This is a genomic window from Tenacibaculum haliotis (assembly GCF_025215075.1).
Lineage (GTDB): Bacteria > Bacteroidota > Bacteroidia > Flavobacteriales > Flavobacteriaceae > Polaribacter > Polaribacter haliotis_B.
In genome coordinates, this window is record NZ_JAOBTH010000029.1 from 34,340 (window position 1) to 48,969 (window position 14,630).

Genomic DNA, 14,630 nt, shown 5'->3' on the forward strand with positions numbered 1-14,630 from the left:
TTATCTTAATTTCAAGGTTACAATTGTTAATACCGCTAATAGGATTCCTACAATCCAAAAACGGGTAACTATTTTACTTTCGTGATAGTTTAATTTTTGATAATGATGATGTAATGGTGCCATTTTAAAAATTCTCTTTCCTACTCCAAATCGTTTTTTAGTGTACTTAAAGTAGAATACCTGAAGTATTACTGACAAATTTTCAATCACAAAAATTCCTGCTAAAATTGGCAACAATAATTCTTTACGAATAGCAATAGCAATAACTGCTATGATTCCTCCGATTGTTAAACTACCCGTGTCACCCATAAATACCTGAGCAGGAAATGTATTATACCACAAAAACCCAATTAAAGCTCCTGCAAAAGCGAATATAAATACTGTCATTTCTCCCGAATTTGGGATATACATTACGTTGAGATAATCTGCAAAAATGATATTTCCTGATACCCATGCAAATATTGCCAATGCAATCACCATAATTGCCGATGTACCGGCTGCTAAGCCGTCAATACCATCTGTTAAATTTGCACCATTTGATATTCCCGTTACAATAAAAACAACTACAAAAATGAAAACAATCCATCCGTATTTTTCGTAACCATCTCCTAAAAAGTTAAATGCTTTTGCATAATCTAATTCATTATCCTTTAAAAACGGAACGGTTGTTTTTGTTGATTTATGTGCCTCACCAAAAACCTTCACTTTTCCATTCACCTGAACTACTTGCTCAGCTTTTGGCAACTGTTCTTTTATAGTTACATCTGGATGAAAATACAACATCGACCCAACAATAATACCCAAACCAACTTGACCTAAAACTTTGAATTTCCCTTTTAAACCTGCTTTATCTTTTTTAAATACTTTTATGTAATCATCTGTAAAACCAATCAACCCCATCCAAACAGTTGTTATCAACAAGATAACAATATAAATGTTTTCTAATTTCGCTAATAAAAGCACAGGAACTAAGGTGGCAAGGATTATAATAAGTCCTCCCATTGTAGGTGTACCTGCTTTTTGCACTTGCCCTACTAAACCTAAATCTCTTACCGTTTCTCCTATTTGCTGTTTTCTTAAAAAATTAATTATTTTCTTTCCGAAGATTGTTGATATCAACAAAGACAAAATAAACGCGACGGCTGCACGGAACGTAATAAACTGAAACACACTTGCTCCTGTTAAATTAAATTCACTTTCTAAATATTGAAATATATAATACAGCATGCTATGATTTTTTTAATTGATTAAAACAGTTTTCTATCTCTTCCAAATCATCAAAATGATGTTTTACACCGTTTATTTCTTGATAATCTTCGTGTCCTTTTCCTGCAATTAATATTATATCTCCAGTTGTCGCTATTTTACAGGCTGTTTTAATTGCTTGTTTTCTGTTTAAAATCGACAATGTTTTTTTATAGTTTTCTGGGGACACACCTGCTTCCATTTCATCAATAATAACCTGAGCATCTTCTGTTCTTGGATTATCTGATGTGAAAATTGCCTGACCACTTAGCTGAGAAGCAATCAACGCCATTTTCGGACGCTTTGTTTTATCTCTATCGCCACCACAACCAACAACGGTAATTACATTTTCGTTACCCGTACGAATGCCGTTTATGGTTTGCAATACGTTTTTAAGTGCATCTGGTGTGTGCGCATAATCAACAACAGCAGTTACTCCATTATCAGAAACAGTATATTGAAAACGCCCATCTACACTTTCTAACTCACTTATAAGCCTTAATATTTCTAATTTTTCTAAACCTAATAGATCTGCAACTCCGAAAATAGCCAACAAGTTAGATGCATTAAATTCACCGATTAACTTAGTCCAAACCTCAATATTATTGATCGTTAGTAAACTGCCTGAAAAACTTTTCTCTAACACTTTAGCCTTAAAATCGCCAAGTGTTTTTAAGGCATATGTTTGCTTGTTTGCTTTGGTATTTTGTAGCATTACCTGCCCGTTCTTATCATCAATATTTACCAATGCAAATGCTGATTTTGGCAACGAGTCAAAAAATGATTTTTTTACATCTCTATACTCAGCAAAGGTTTCGTGATAATCCAAATGATCGTGAGATAAATTGGTAAAAACACCGCCCGTAAAAAGTAATCCTTCAGTTCTTTTTTGATGAATTCCGTGAGAACTAACTTCCATAAAACAGTAGTCTACACCTGCATCAATCATTAACGACAAGTACTTATTTATAGCTAAAGAATCTGGCGTTGTATGCGTTGCTTTATGCGTTTCATCAGCAACCATTACTTTAACTGTTGATAACAAACCTACTTTATATCCTGCTTTTTTAAACAATTGATACAATAATGTAGCAATCGTTGTTTTTCCGTTTGTACCTGTAACACCTACTAGCTGCAATTTACTTGACGGATTATCATAAAAATTAGCCGCCATAATTGCCAACGCAACATTAGAATCCTCTACCTCAACATAAGTTGCTGCTTCTTTTTTATCCGCAGGAATACTTTCACAAACAATAACAATAGCACCTAAATTCAATACCTTTTCTATAAACTGATGTCCATCTACAGTACCACCCTTTTGCGCCACAAACAGGTCGTTTTTTTGCACTAATCGACTATCAAACTGAATATTGTTAATTACAACATCAGTGCTTCCATAAATTTCATTTACAGCTACTTTATATAATATGTCTTTTAATTTTTTCAATTATGATAACTTTAAATAAACTGTTGCTCCTTTTGCTACTTTTAGTCCTTTATTTATAGATTGTTCTGTTACTTTTCCCATTCCAGAAAACTCAACTTTCAAACCCATATTTTCCAACAAAGCAACTGCATCCATTCCACTCATACCTAAAACCTTAGGCATAATCGTTTTATATTTTCTTAATTTTTTATAATAATCTTGATATTCTTTATCAATACTTACTGATGAAATTTCATCAGACACTAATTGATTATTTATTGGTGTTGTTGTGTAAATTTTCTGAGCAATATCTTTAAATACTGGCGCTGCGGCAATAGCTCCGTAATATCCTTTTTCTTTCTTAGGACTATGAATAACTACAATGCATGAATATTTAGGATTATCTGCAGGAAAAAAACCAGCAAAAGAAGCCACATATTTTTTACTTGAATAATGACCGTAAACTGTTTTACCATCTTTATCTTTATGCTTCGGAATCCATTTTTTAGCAGTTCCTGTTTTTCCAGCCATAGAAAAATTAGAGGAATATATGTTTTTTGCAGTTCCTTTTTCTACCGTATTCTCCATAACTTTCCTTACTTTATTTAAGGTGTTTTGAGAAGCTATTTTTTCTTTTAAAACCTCTGTATCGAAACGTTTTTCTACTTTTCCTCCAATACGCAACTCCTTAACAAAATATGGTTTTACTAATCGTCCATTATTTGCTACCGCATTATAAAAAGCCAATGTTTGTAATGGCGTAAGAGAAACTCCGTACCCCCAAGCCATCCATTCTAATGAAATCGGACTCCAACTTTTTTCTGAAGGATTTGGAATATAAGGCTTTCCTTCTCCTTTAATTTTAACTCCCGTTAACTGATCTAAGCCAAAAGATTTAATTCTTTTTATAAATTTCTTCGGCTTTTTATCGTAATGTTTTCGAATCGTTTTTACAATCCCAACATTAGAGGAAACTTCAAAAACCCGTGCTAAAGAGATTTTACCATGTCCGCCAGCTTTACTATCTTCTACTTTTCTGTTATTTATAAAAATCTTTCCTTTTTCGCAATCAACAACATCAGACGTGTCCGCCACTTTATCTTCTAAAGCAGCCATTAAACTAGCCAACTTAAAAGTAGACCCAGGCTCATGACTTTCCCAAACCGCGTAGTTTCTTTTTTCGTAATACTTTCCTTTAGATGTTCTTCCTAAATTAGCGATCGCTTTTACCTCTCCAGTCTCTACCTCCATAACAACAGCACAACCATGATCTGCCTCTAAATCTTCTAACTGCCTTAACAAGGCATGATGCGTTATATCCTGAATATTCACATCAATAGTCGTTATTACATCACTACCATCTATCGGCTCTTTTTCATTTACATCATTAATAGGTCTCCACTGCCCTTTTGCTATTTTCTGTTTTAAGCGCCAACCATTTTCTCCTTGCATATAATCAGCAAATGCACCTTCAATACCAGCACCACCTCTTATATTATCATACCCAATTGTTCTTGCCGCAATCTTACCTATCGGGTGTACTCTAACCGTACTTTGCTCTGCAATAAAACCACCGCGATACATACCCTCTCTAAAAATAGGAAACGTTCTCATTTTCATACAGTCATTATAACCTATGTTACGAGCAATTAATAAATAACGGTTTTTTTGTTTTTTTGCCTGCCTTATTCTCTTTTGATAATAACTTACTGGCTTACCCAACATCGCAGACAACGCCTCTGAAAGAGCACGAATATTTTTTTCAAACACTGACGATTTCACCACATCTACATCCATTCGGATGGTGTATTTAGACATTGAAGTCGCTAATAAATTTCCATCCGCAGCATATACATTACCTCTATTTGCGAATATCGTATCGTTTTTCACAGTTTTTTCTTGAGAAAGTTTCCTGTATTTATCCCCATCTATATACTGAAGATTAAAAACTCTAAAAACAATAACCACAAAGAAAAGCGTCATTAAAACCACCACTATATAGAGCTTATTTAATATACTTTTCTTTATTACCATTTTTATTTATTCTTTTTTAGTTGTTACTTTTATTTTTTGAGGAGGTTTTTTTGCTGGAAACAACCCTTTATCTTTAACTTTTTTCCTGACACTACTTTCTAGCCTCATTTTTGTTAATGTTGTACTCGTATCAAAATCCTCAGCTCGCAACTCTCTTTTCTTACCGTTCAACTCCGCCAACTTTACAACTTTTGCATCTAAGCTATGTGAACTTGAAATCATTATTAGAAGCAGCACAACCACAAAAATCAATATCCGCCAATTATTAAAAGAGCTATCATCTGTTAAAAAACGCCCTCGCAAAACACCGTAAATACCTTCTTTTACCTTAGACATTATTTTAGTGTTGCTGCACGTAACTTCGCACTTCGCGCTCTATTATTAACCTTAATTTCTTCTCTTGTTGGTATAATCATCTTCCCAACTTTTTTCAAAGGAACACTAATGTTTCCGTAAAAATCTTTTTCCGGCTCACCGCTAAACAAACCGGTTCTTATAAATCTTTTCACCAATCGATCCTCTAACGAATGATAAGAAATTACACTCAACCTTCCTTCTTCACTCAACAAACCAGGCATTTGCTCTAAAAACTCTTTTAACACCTCTAACTCCTGATTAACCTCTATCCTAACCGCTTGAAATATTTGCGCTAATATTTTATGTTCTTTTGCTTGCGGAAGAAACTCCTTCAACACTTCTTTTAACTGAAAACTTGTTTCAATCTCCTCTTCCTGCCTAGCTTCAACGATTTTTTTAGACAGTGCTCGAGCATTTCGCAATTCACCGTACAAAAACAACACATCCGCTAATCTCTCCTCACTATATTTATTAATAATTTTTTTTGCTGATAAATCTGATTTTTGATCCATTCTCATATCCAAATCAGCATCAAACCGCGTTGAAAACCCTCTTTCCGCTTCATCAAATTGATGAGAAGAAACCCCTAAATCAGCTAAAACACCATCCACTTTTCTAACTCCATAAAAACGAAGAAACCTAGAAATAAACCTAAAATTCTCTCCAATCAAAACAAAACGCTCATCGTCAATTGTATTTTGTTGCGCGTCAGGATCCTGATCAAAAGCAAACAATTTTCCGTTCGCACCCAACCTACTTAAGATCTCTCTAGAATGACCTCCGCCACCAAAAGTTACATCTACATACACCCCATCCTCTTTTATATTAAGAGCATCTATACTTTCCTTTAATAAAACCGGATTATGATAGTTCATCTACATCTGTATTACCCATTACCTCTTCTGCTAATTCAGCAAAGTCAACAACAGCATCATCAATTACTTTTTCGTACTCTTCTTTATCCCAAATTTCAATAATATTCACAGCCGAAGAAAGCACCACTTGCTTCCCTATACCTGCAAATTGACACAAATCTTTAGGTATTAATATTCTACCTGAAGCATCTATTTCTACTGTTTTCACACCAGCCGTAAACCTTCTAATAAAATCATTATTCTTCTTTACAAATCGATTTAATTTATTAATCTTTTGCATCATTAAATTCCACTCCGCAATTGGATACAACTCCAAACAAGACTGAAAAACAGACCGCTTAACTACAAAACCATCTTGTAACACAGCAGACAATTGCTTCTTAAAAGCTGATGAAATCATCAACCTCCCCTTAGCATCTGCCTTACATTCGTATGTTCCTGTTAAATTTATCACGTTAAGCACTCGTAGTTTGCATCAAAAATAAAGAATATTTACCACTTTTTACCACTTTTAACCACTTTGTTGATAAGTTTTGATTTTTACGTTAAAAAACTGAGCCTAAGTGCATTTAACAGCGCGAATGGTCACTAAATAATAAAAATGAAGATTTAACAAAAAAGGACTACATTTGTGGTTGAGTCAAATCCGATACATTAATGACTAATTTTTTAAAAAAAGAAGGCGATTTTACATATGCAGAAGCAGGAGAAGGAAGAACGTTAATCGTACTACATGGCTTAATGGGAGCTCTTAGTAATTTTGATGAAACTTTTAAACATTTTTCAAAAAAAGGCTATCACGTTTTAATTCCCGAATTGCCCTTATACACGTTACCATTACTAAAAACAAATGTAAAAAGCTTAGCAAGTTTTTTACATGACTTCATTGAATACAAAAACCTTAAAGACGTTGTTCTTTTAGGAAATTCTCTAGGTGGCCATATTGCTTTATATTACACAAAACACTACCCTAAAGATGTTGGTGCCTTAGTTTTAACAGGAAGCTCTGGTCTGTACGAAAAATCAATGGGAGATAGCTATCCTAAAAGAGGTAATTACGAGTACATTGAAACAAAAGCACAAGAAGTTTTTTACGACCCAAAAGTTGCTACAAAAGAACTAGTAGATGATATTTACGAAATTGTAAATGACAGAGTTAAAGCTTTAAAAACACTCTCTATCGCTAAAAGTGCCATTCGTCATAATATGGCAAATGACTTGCCCAACATGCACCAACCTACGTGTCTTATTTGGGGAAAACAAGATGGTGTAACTCCGCCAGAAGTAGCTGATGATTTTCATAAGTTACTACCAGATTCTGATTTATTTTGGATTGATAAATGTGGACACGCAGCAATGATGGAGACTCCTAAAGAATTTAATGAAATATTAGAGAGCTGGCTTTCTAAACGAAATATATAATAGCACAACTTAGTATTTATGAAAATAAGATCTGCCGATTTTGTGATGAGTAACAGTAATGTTATGAAAGCACCTAAGGATAGAATACCTGAATATGCTTTTATAGGTCGTTCTAATGTTGGAAAATCTTCGTTAATCAACATGTTAATGGAGCGTAAAGACTTAGCAAAAACATCAGGAAAACCTGGGAAAACACAATTGATTAATCATTTTAAAATAAATCAAGAATGGTTTTTGGTTGATTTACCTGGTTATGGTTACGCTCGAATTTCAAAGAAGAAAAGAACTATTTTTCAGTATTTTATTGAAAACTATTTTAAGGAAAGAGAACAACTTGTTTTTACTTTCGTTTTAATAGATTCTCGCCATGATCCACAAAAAATAGATTTAGAATTCATGCAGTTTTTAGGCGAAAATCAAATTCCTTTTGGAATTGTTTTCACAAAAGCCGATAAACTAGGAAGCTCTAAAATAAATCAACAAATAGCTTCTTATAAAAAGAAATTATTACAACACTGGGAAACACTTCCAACATCGTTTCTTACCTCTTCTGAAACCGGATTAGGTCGTGATGAATTTTTAAAATTCATTGAAGAAACCAATGAAACTATAGTTAAAGATTTTAAATAATTTCTCGATTATCCTCGAAGTGACACTTTAAAAATGCATTCTAACAAAGACAATTTACAGGTTTTACACGAAGACAACCATTTGGTAGTTATCAACAAAAGAGCTGGCGATATTGTTCAGGGTGATAAAACAGGTGACAAACCACTTTCTGACGTTGTTAAAGAATATATTAAAGACAAATACAACAAGCCTGGTGCTGTTTATTTAGGAACAGTTCATCGACTAGACAGACCAACTTCTGGCGTTGTAATTTACGCACGTACTTCAAAAGCTTTAGAGCGTTTAAACAAAATGCTACGTGAAAAAACAATCAAAAAAACATATTGGGCTGTTGTAAAAAACGAACCTAAGAAAAGTGAAGACACCCTTATTAATTTCTTAAAGAAAAACCCAAAAAATAATAAATCTACTGCGTATCCGAAAGAAATTGACGGTAGTAAAAAGGCTATTCTTCATTATAAAACTCTTAAAAAACTAGACAATTATTCTTTATTAGAAATTGATTTAGAAACGGGTCGTCATCACCAAATTCGTGTACAGCTATCAAATATTGGTGCTACCATAAAAGGTGATTTAAAATACGGTGCTAAAAGAAGCAATAAAGACGGTAGTATTCATTTACATGCTCGTAAAATTGAATTCATTCATCCAGTAAGCAAAGAGTTAGTTAAAATTACCGCCCCAACCCCAAAAGAAGCTATTTGGGATGCTTGTTTGTAAGTTGTATCTTTAGGGAAATTTCAAATATGAAACCCCTTAAATATTTATCAATATTAATTTTACCAATTACGGTATTTTTAGCTTTTACCAATAAAGGGTGGATTACTTTCTTACCTATACTCACTTTTTTTGTTGCAGTTCCTTTTGCCGAACTTTTTTTTAAAACAGATAAAAAAAACCTAAACAAAGAAGAAGCGCTAATTGAAAAAGAGAATAAATTATATACACTAATTTTATACGCAACAATACCTATTCAATTACTATTTGTTGGATGGTTTTTTTATGTAATTCAAGAAATAAATTTAACAACTACAGAAATTACAGGTCGTATTCTTGCCTTAGGAGTTATGTGCGGAGTTATAGGCATAAATGTTGGTCATGAATTAGGCCATCGCAATAATCGCTTGGATGAATTTTTAGGAGAACTCTTACTATTAACGTCTTTAAACACACATTTTTTACCTTACCATAATGCTGGGCATCACTTAAATGTAGCCACACCTAAAGATGCTGCAACTGCTAGAAAAAATGAAGTTTTGTATTTATTTTGGATGCGCTCACACATTACAAGTTATTACCAAGCTTGGCAAAGCGAAAACCAACGTTTAAAAGCTAGTGATAGGAATTGGTTTCATTACCAAAACAGAATGGTTGTTTATACTATTTGCAACCTATTATTTCTCGGATTGATATACTTACTCTTTAATCCGTTTGTATTTTTTTCTTTCATAGGCGCTGCCGTTTTCGGAATAATATTACTAGAAACAATAAATTATATTGAACATTATGGTTTATTAAGGAAACAACTTGAAAACGGAAGATACGAGCGTGTAAAAAGAATACATTCTTGGAACTCTGATCATGTAATCGGGCAAGTATTATTATTTAATTTATCGCGTCATTCGGACCATCATTATAACGGATCTAAACATTATCAATTACTAAAAACAGTTCCTGAAAGTCCGCAAATGCCAACTGGTTATCCTGGTATGATGCTACTTTCTTTGATTCCGCCTTTATGGTTTTTAGTAATGCATAAAAAACTACAAGAAATTTAATTTATGGATATATCACAATTGGTTAAATCCCAAAAAAACTTTTTTAAAACGCAACAAACTAAAGACATTTCTTTTAGAAGGAATGCTTTAAAAAAACTTCAAAAAGAGCTCATAAAAAGAGAAAAAGACATCGTTTCGGCACTTTATAATGATTTTAAAAAATCAGAATACGAGGCGTTGATGACAGAAACATCTATTGTTTTAGCCGAGCTAAAAATGACTATAAAAAACATTTATTCTTGGAGCAAACCAAAACGTGTTTTACCCTCTTTATTAAACTTTCCTTCTTCTGCAAAAATTCATAGCGAACCTTACGGAACAGTATTAATTATTGCACCATGGAATTATCCACATCAATTAGCTTTCGCACCTCTTTTAGGAGCAATTGCAGCAGGAAACAATGTTGTTTTAAAACCATCTGAATTAACACCTCATGTAAGTAAAATAACCAAAGAAATTATTGAAGCTGTTTTTGATAAAAATCATGTTGCAATAGTAGAAGGCGGCGTTGCTGTTTCTCAAAAATTATTAGCACAACGTTGGGATTATATATTTTTTACAGGAAGTGTACCTGTAGGTAAAATTGTAGCTAAAGCTGCCGCAGAATACCTTACGCCTGTTACATTAGAATTAGGAGGAAAAAGCCCCTGTATTATAGATGAAACCGCTAATATAAAATTGGCCGCTAAACGTTTAGTTTGGGGTAAATTTATTAACGGAGGGCAAACTTGTATTGCTCCTGATTATTTATTGATTCATACATCTGTAAAAGAAAAATTTATAAATTATTTTAAACAGGAAATCATAAATGCTTATGGTGAAAATCCAGAAGCTTCGACAGATTATCCTAGAATTGTAAACACCAAAAATTTCGACAGGCTAGCTTTAATGCTTGAAAACGAAAACTGTGTTATCGGTGGACAAACTAACAGAACCGAAAATTATATTGCTCCTACTTTAATTGATGAACCTAGCTTAGATAGTGAAGTAATGAAGGGTGAAATTTTTGGCCCTATACTTCCTTTAATTTCTTACGAAACAGAAGAAGAATTCGATGCTATTATTGCAAAATACGACAAACCGTTAGCTTTATATGTTTTTACCACTCGAAATAATTTCGCTAAAAAAATGATTGCTAAATATTCTTTTGGTGGCGGAACAATTAACGACACCACTGTTCACTTTGCAAACCATCGTTTACCGTTTGGAGGTGTTGGTGAAAGCGGAATTGGAGGTTATCATGGTAAAAAAACATTTGATACGTTTTCTCATAAAAAAGGGGTAGTTACAAGAGGTAACTGGCTAGATGTTCCTACACGTTACGCACCTTACAAAGGAAAACTAAAACAACTAAAATTCTTAATGAAGATAAATTAATTACCCGCTATTTAAAATAAGAAATCATATAAAAGATGACAGAAAAAACAGTTTCAGAAGCAATAAATCATCGTCGTTCTGTAAGAATATTTGATGCAAAAAAAGCGATTGATACCAATATCGTAAAAAAATGTATTGAACAAGCAAGTTTAGCTCCAACCAGTAGTAATATGCAGCTGTGGGAGTTTTATCATATCATCTCTAAAGAAAAAATTGCTAAAATTAGCCCAATGTGTTTTAATCAAAATGCCGCAAAAACAGCGCAACAATTAGTTGTTTTTGTGACCAGAAAAGATTTATGGCGCAAACGTGCAAAAGCAAATTTATCTTATATGGATACAACTTTTGGCAAAGACAATCCAAAGTCCGAGCAAACTAGCAGAGAAAAATTTGCCCGTAATTATTATCAAAAAATCATCCCTTTTGCTTATTTCGATTTTTTAGGTATTGTTGGTTTTTTAAAATATCTAATAACTTTAATAACAGGATTATTTAGACCTATTTACAGAGAAGTTCGTAGTAGTGATATGCGAATCGTAGCGCAAAAAACTACAGGATTAGCAGCACAAACATTTATGCTATCAATGGCGGCAGAAGGTTATGATACTTGCCCAATGGAAGGTTCTGATACTTGGCGCGTAAAACGCTTATTAAACATTCCGAGAAGTGCAGAAATAAACATGATTATTAGTTGCGGAATTAGAGACGAAAAAGGAGTTTATGGTGACCGTTTTAGAATTCCTTTTGATGAAGTTTATAAAGAAGTTAACTAAAATGAACCGTAATAAAACGAAACTTATACTTAGTATAATTACAGTTGCCATAATTGTATTCTCGGTGGTTTCTTATAAAGTTTTATCTAGCTTTAAAGAAGTTACATTTAACAAAACCGAAAATATTATAGAGCAACAAAAAAAGTGGGTAAATGGAGTTATTCAATTATCAGATACCATTGCTATTAAAACCCGTAAACGAAGAGATTCTCTTATTAAAATAGAATTACAACTTTTAAAAAAACAAGATAGTTTACTTCAATTAACACAAAACAAAGATAAGAAGCTGAATTAAATTCAGCTTCTTATCTTTATTTTACTTCGGCAAAAACACTAATTTATTTTTACTCTTTTTAATTTCTGACGGATTCAGTTTCATTTTCACAAACTTACCGTCTATATATTTCTGAGCTTGATCTTTATAATGCTCACTAAACACATTTCCTGATTGCCCCGTTGGTAAAATTGCAATACTATTTTCTACATCCGAAAAATCAACAATTCTACGTGTAGAAGGCCCAGCGGTAATTTTGTACACCCCAGTACTATCAAGACTATAAATTTGATTGTTAATTACCTGATCTCCACCTCGGGTTTTAAATGGCCCAACATTAAATAATTTACGTAATAATCCACCTGCTTTTCCTATCGGATGCTCATATTCTACCGAAGCAACTCTATACCACTTCCAATCATCAACATTTTCTCCTAACTGATTTTGTAAAAAAGAAAAGGTGCTTTTAAACGATTTAGCAACAATATCTTCTCTAGTTTCAACTTTCTCTTTTGTTGAAATATCATCCCACCAAACTGATTTTTCTCTTTTAGCCTGAACTGGTAACACTTTTTCTATGAATGGTGTATTTTCAAATTGAGCATAGACTTTTCCCATTTCATCCTCGAAAGTATTTTTTTGAAATTCATAAATCACTCGATTATAAATTACAGGCCCAACTTTATTTTCTCCATAAAACCCATTCCAATCTTCAAGAATTTTAATTGCTTTTTTTTCGCTTGCCGAAAAATCAGAAATCGTTAATGATTTAATTAAGTCTTTAGCAATTTCTGGAGCTGTTGGTGAAGTTACATCATAAATCATTGCTACTACATCTTCTTTTATCCAATCATTTTTAGGTGCTATTAAATCAACAATTCTACGCCCTCTATCTTCTGATAAATAATATCCAGGATATAAAATTCCTGCAATAGAATCTGGTTGATTATTTGCTGAATACACATAATTCCAACTCGGATTTATCGCTTGCGGATTCTCTTTAAAATCGATCCATTCTTTAATTTCATCATTACCAGAAGCTCCGTCTAAAATCAATTTTGTATTTAAACTATCTCGGTACTTATACAACTTTCCAGAAGCAAACCAAGCAATATTATCTTTTGCATCACCATACATAATATTTAATCCTGGTGCGTGTAATTTACTAGCACCTTTTTTAAATTCTGATAATGATTTTGCGTGCGACATTTCGTAACCAACTTCTAATAACTGATTGTTTAATTTGGTATAAATCCACTGCATTGCAATTGGACGCTCATCATCAATAAAATCAATTAAACCATTCATTACAGGCCCGTGCTTAGAAACTTTTACTTGAAAAGTAGTATCAACATCACCTTTAATTTTTATTTTTTTATCGATTAACTTATACTTCTGATATCCAGTTGGAGTTTTATATTCCATCGGATTATTCGGGTTATTTTTTTCGTGATAAAAATCAATATCATCATTCTCAAACATTGTTAATCCGTAGGCATACTCTTTATTATGACCTAATAAAGGAAATGGTGTTAATGCTAAATTGAACCCGTAAATTTCATAATCTGGCGTTTTAATATGCGATTGATACCAAACTGAAGGTTGTGAAAACCCAATATGTGGATCGTTTGCAAAAATTACTTTTCCGTTTTTCGTTTTTTCTGGTCCTAAAACCCATGCGTTACTTCCTATAAATGGAGAAATCGGTAATTTTTCTAGCAACGTACTCATTGCTTGCGCAAACTCCCCTTTAATTTCAGCGTTTTTCTCATTCTTAATCAAAGTAAGATTTTTAAAATTAGCTCCGTTTAATTCCTCAAAATAAGTGTCTCCTAATTTTTCTTTTATCTCTGTTAATAATGGATCTGTTTTATGTGCAACCGCAAAACTAAAAGCCATATATCCGAATACATTATATACATCTTTTACGGTATATTTTTCTTTATCAAGTCCCACCAAATAAAATTCTAACGGAGTTGCTCCCTCATCAATAAATTGATTGATTCCGTTTAAATACGCTTCGGTTAGTTTATAAGCTTCCGAATTCTTATCTAAATTTTGTATCGTTTTCTCAGCAGCTTCCTCAATTCCTAAGCCAGAGAAAAACTTATCTGTTCTTACCAAATCTTTCCCAAAAACCTCCGCTAACCTTCCTGCCGAAATTCGCCGAATCAATTCCATTTGCCATAATCTATCTTGCGCGTGCACATATCCCAAAGCAGTATAGGCATCCTGTTGATTTTGTGCATTAATATGCGGCACACCAACCTCATCATAATACACCGTTACTTTACCTGATATAGCCATTAATTCTAGTTCTCCGTTATATGTTGGATGTAATGTTTTCGTAAACATCCAAATACCAATAACTAATAATAAAAGGACAACAAAAATTATTTTTAACAGCTTTTTAAATAGTTTCATTTGGGATTGATT

14 protein-coding genes are annotated in these 14,630 nt (G+C 33.0%); 7 read left to right on the top strand and 7 right to left on the bottom strand.

Annotated elements, in window-relative coordinates:
* The 6 genes from mraY to mraZ are packed head-to-tail and all read right to left on the bottom strand — an operon-like array spanning position 1 to position 6,394.
* Positions 1 to 1,227, bottom strand: a complete 1,227-nt coding sequence (mraY, locus tag N2251_RS11935; RefSeq protein ID WP_260586947.1) for a phospho-N-acetylmuramoyl-pentapeptide-transferase — start codon at positions 1,225 to 1,227, stop codon at positions 1 to 3.
* 1 nt (position 1,228) lies between these two features.
* Positions 1,229 to 2,695 carry a UDP-N-acetylmuramoyl-L-alanyl-D-glutamate--2,6-diaminopimelate ligase gene (locus N2251_RS11940; RefSeq protein WP_260586948.1) on the bottom strand — a complete coding sequence of 489 codons (1,467 nt, stop codon included), beginning with the start codon at positions 2,693 to 2,695 and terminating at the stop codon, positions 1,229 to 1,231.
* Positions 2,696 to 4,708, bottom strand: coding sequence for a PASTA domain-containing penicillin-binding protein (locus N2251_RS11945; RefSeq protein WP_260586949.1), 2,013 nt, complete (start codon positions 4,706 to 4,708; stop codon positions 2,696 to 2,698).
* A gap of 6 nt (positions 4,709 to 4,714) precedes the next feature.
* Positions 4,715 to 5,044: an FtsL-like putative cell division protein gene (locus N2251_RS11950; protein ID WP_260586950.1), complete on the bottom strand. Its 330-nt coding sequence runs from the start codon at positions 5,042 to 5,044 to the stop codon at positions 4,715 to 4,717.
* A complete protein-coding gene (gene rsmH / locus N2251_RS11955) occupies positions 5,044 to 5,940 on the bottom strand; it encodes a 16S rRNA (cytosine(1402)-N(4))-methyltransferase RsmH (protein ID WP_260586952.1) in 897 nt (298 codons plus the stop codon). The genes N2251_RS11950 and rsmH overlap by 1 nt, the downstream gene beginning before the upstream one ends.
* Positions 5,927 to 6,394: a division/cell wall cluster transcriptional repressor MraZ gene (gene mraZ / locus N2251_RS11960; RefSeq protein WP_260586954.1), complete on the bottom strand. Its 468-nt coding sequence runs from the start codon at positions 6,392 to 6,394 to the stop codon at positions 5,927 to 5,929. Before mraZ ends, rsmH begins: the two co-directional genes overlap by 14 nt.
* A 203-nt stretch (positions 6,395 to 6,597) precedes the next feature.
* Here mraZ and N2251_RS11965 point away from each other — a divergent pair, with 203 nt between their 5' ends.
* Genes N2251_RS11965 through N2251_RS11995 form a run of 7 tightly spaced genes read left to right on the top strand, consistent with a single transcriptional unit; the run spans position 6,598 to position 12,215 of the window.
* Positions 6,598 to 7,362 carry an alpha/beta fold hydrolase gene (locus N2251_RS11965; protein ID WP_260586955.1) on the top strand — a complete coding sequence of 255 codons (765 nt, stop codon included), beginning with the start codon at positions 6,598 to 6,600 and terminating at the stop codon, positions 7,360 to 7,362.
* 18 nt (positions 7,363 to 7,380) lie between these two features.
* The gene (yihA, locus tag N2251_RS11970; RefSeq protein ID WP_260586957.1) at positions 7,381 to 7,992 is read left to right on the top strand and encodes a ribosome biogenesis GTP-binding protein YihA/YsxC; all 612 of its coding nucleotides are present in this window, start codon (positions 7,381 to 7,383) and stop codon (positions 7,990 to 7,992) included.
* Positions 7,993 to 8,025: 33 nt separating this feature from the next.
* Positions 8,026 to 8,712, top strand: a complete 687-nt coding sequence (locus N2251_RS11975) for an RluA family pseudouridine synthase (protein WP_260586958.1) — start codon at positions 8,026 to 8,028, stop codon at positions 8,710 to 8,712.
* A 26-nt stretch (positions 8,713 to 8,738) separates the two neighbouring features.
* Positions 8,739 to 9,770: an alkane 1-monooxygenase gene (locus tag N2251_RS11980; RefSeq protein WP_260586959.1), complete on the top strand. Its 1,032-nt coding sequence runs from the start codon at positions 8,739 to 8,741 to the stop codon at positions 9,768 to 9,770.
* Positions 9,771 to 9,773: 3 nt separating this feature from the next.
* Positions 9,774 to 11,147, top strand: coding sequence for an aldehyde dehydrogenase (locus tag N2251_RS11985; RefSeq protein WP_260586960.1), 1,374 nt, complete (start codon positions 9,774 to 9,776; stop codon positions 11,145 to 11,147).
* A gap of 35 nt (positions 11,148 to 11,182) precedes the next feature.
* Positions 11,183 to 11,920 carry a nitroreductase family protein gene (locus tag N2251_RS11990; RefSeq protein WP_260586961.1) on the top strand — a complete coding sequence of 246 codons (738 nt, stop codon included), beginning with the start codon at positions 11,183 to 11,185 and terminating at the stop codon, positions 11,918 to 11,920.
* Positions 11,895 to 12,215: a hypothetical protein gene (locus N2251_RS11995; protein ID WP_260586962.1), complete on the top strand. Its 321-nt coding sequence runs from the start codon at positions 11,895 to 11,897 to the stop codon at positions 12,213 to 12,215. Before N2251_RS11990 ends, N2251_RS11995 begins: the two co-directional genes overlap by 26 nt.
* Before the next feature lie 21 nt (positions 12,216 to 12,236).
* On the opposite strand, the gene N2251_RS12000 is transcribed toward N2251_RS11995, so the two are convergent.
* Positions 12,237 to 14,618: a penicillin acylase family protein gene (locus N2251_RS12000; protein ID WP_260586963.1), complete on the bottom strand. Its 2,382-nt coding sequence runs from the start codon at positions 14,616 to 14,618 to the stop codon at positions 12,237 to 12,239.
* Between the last annotated feature and the right edge of the window lie 12 nt (positions 14,619 to 14,630).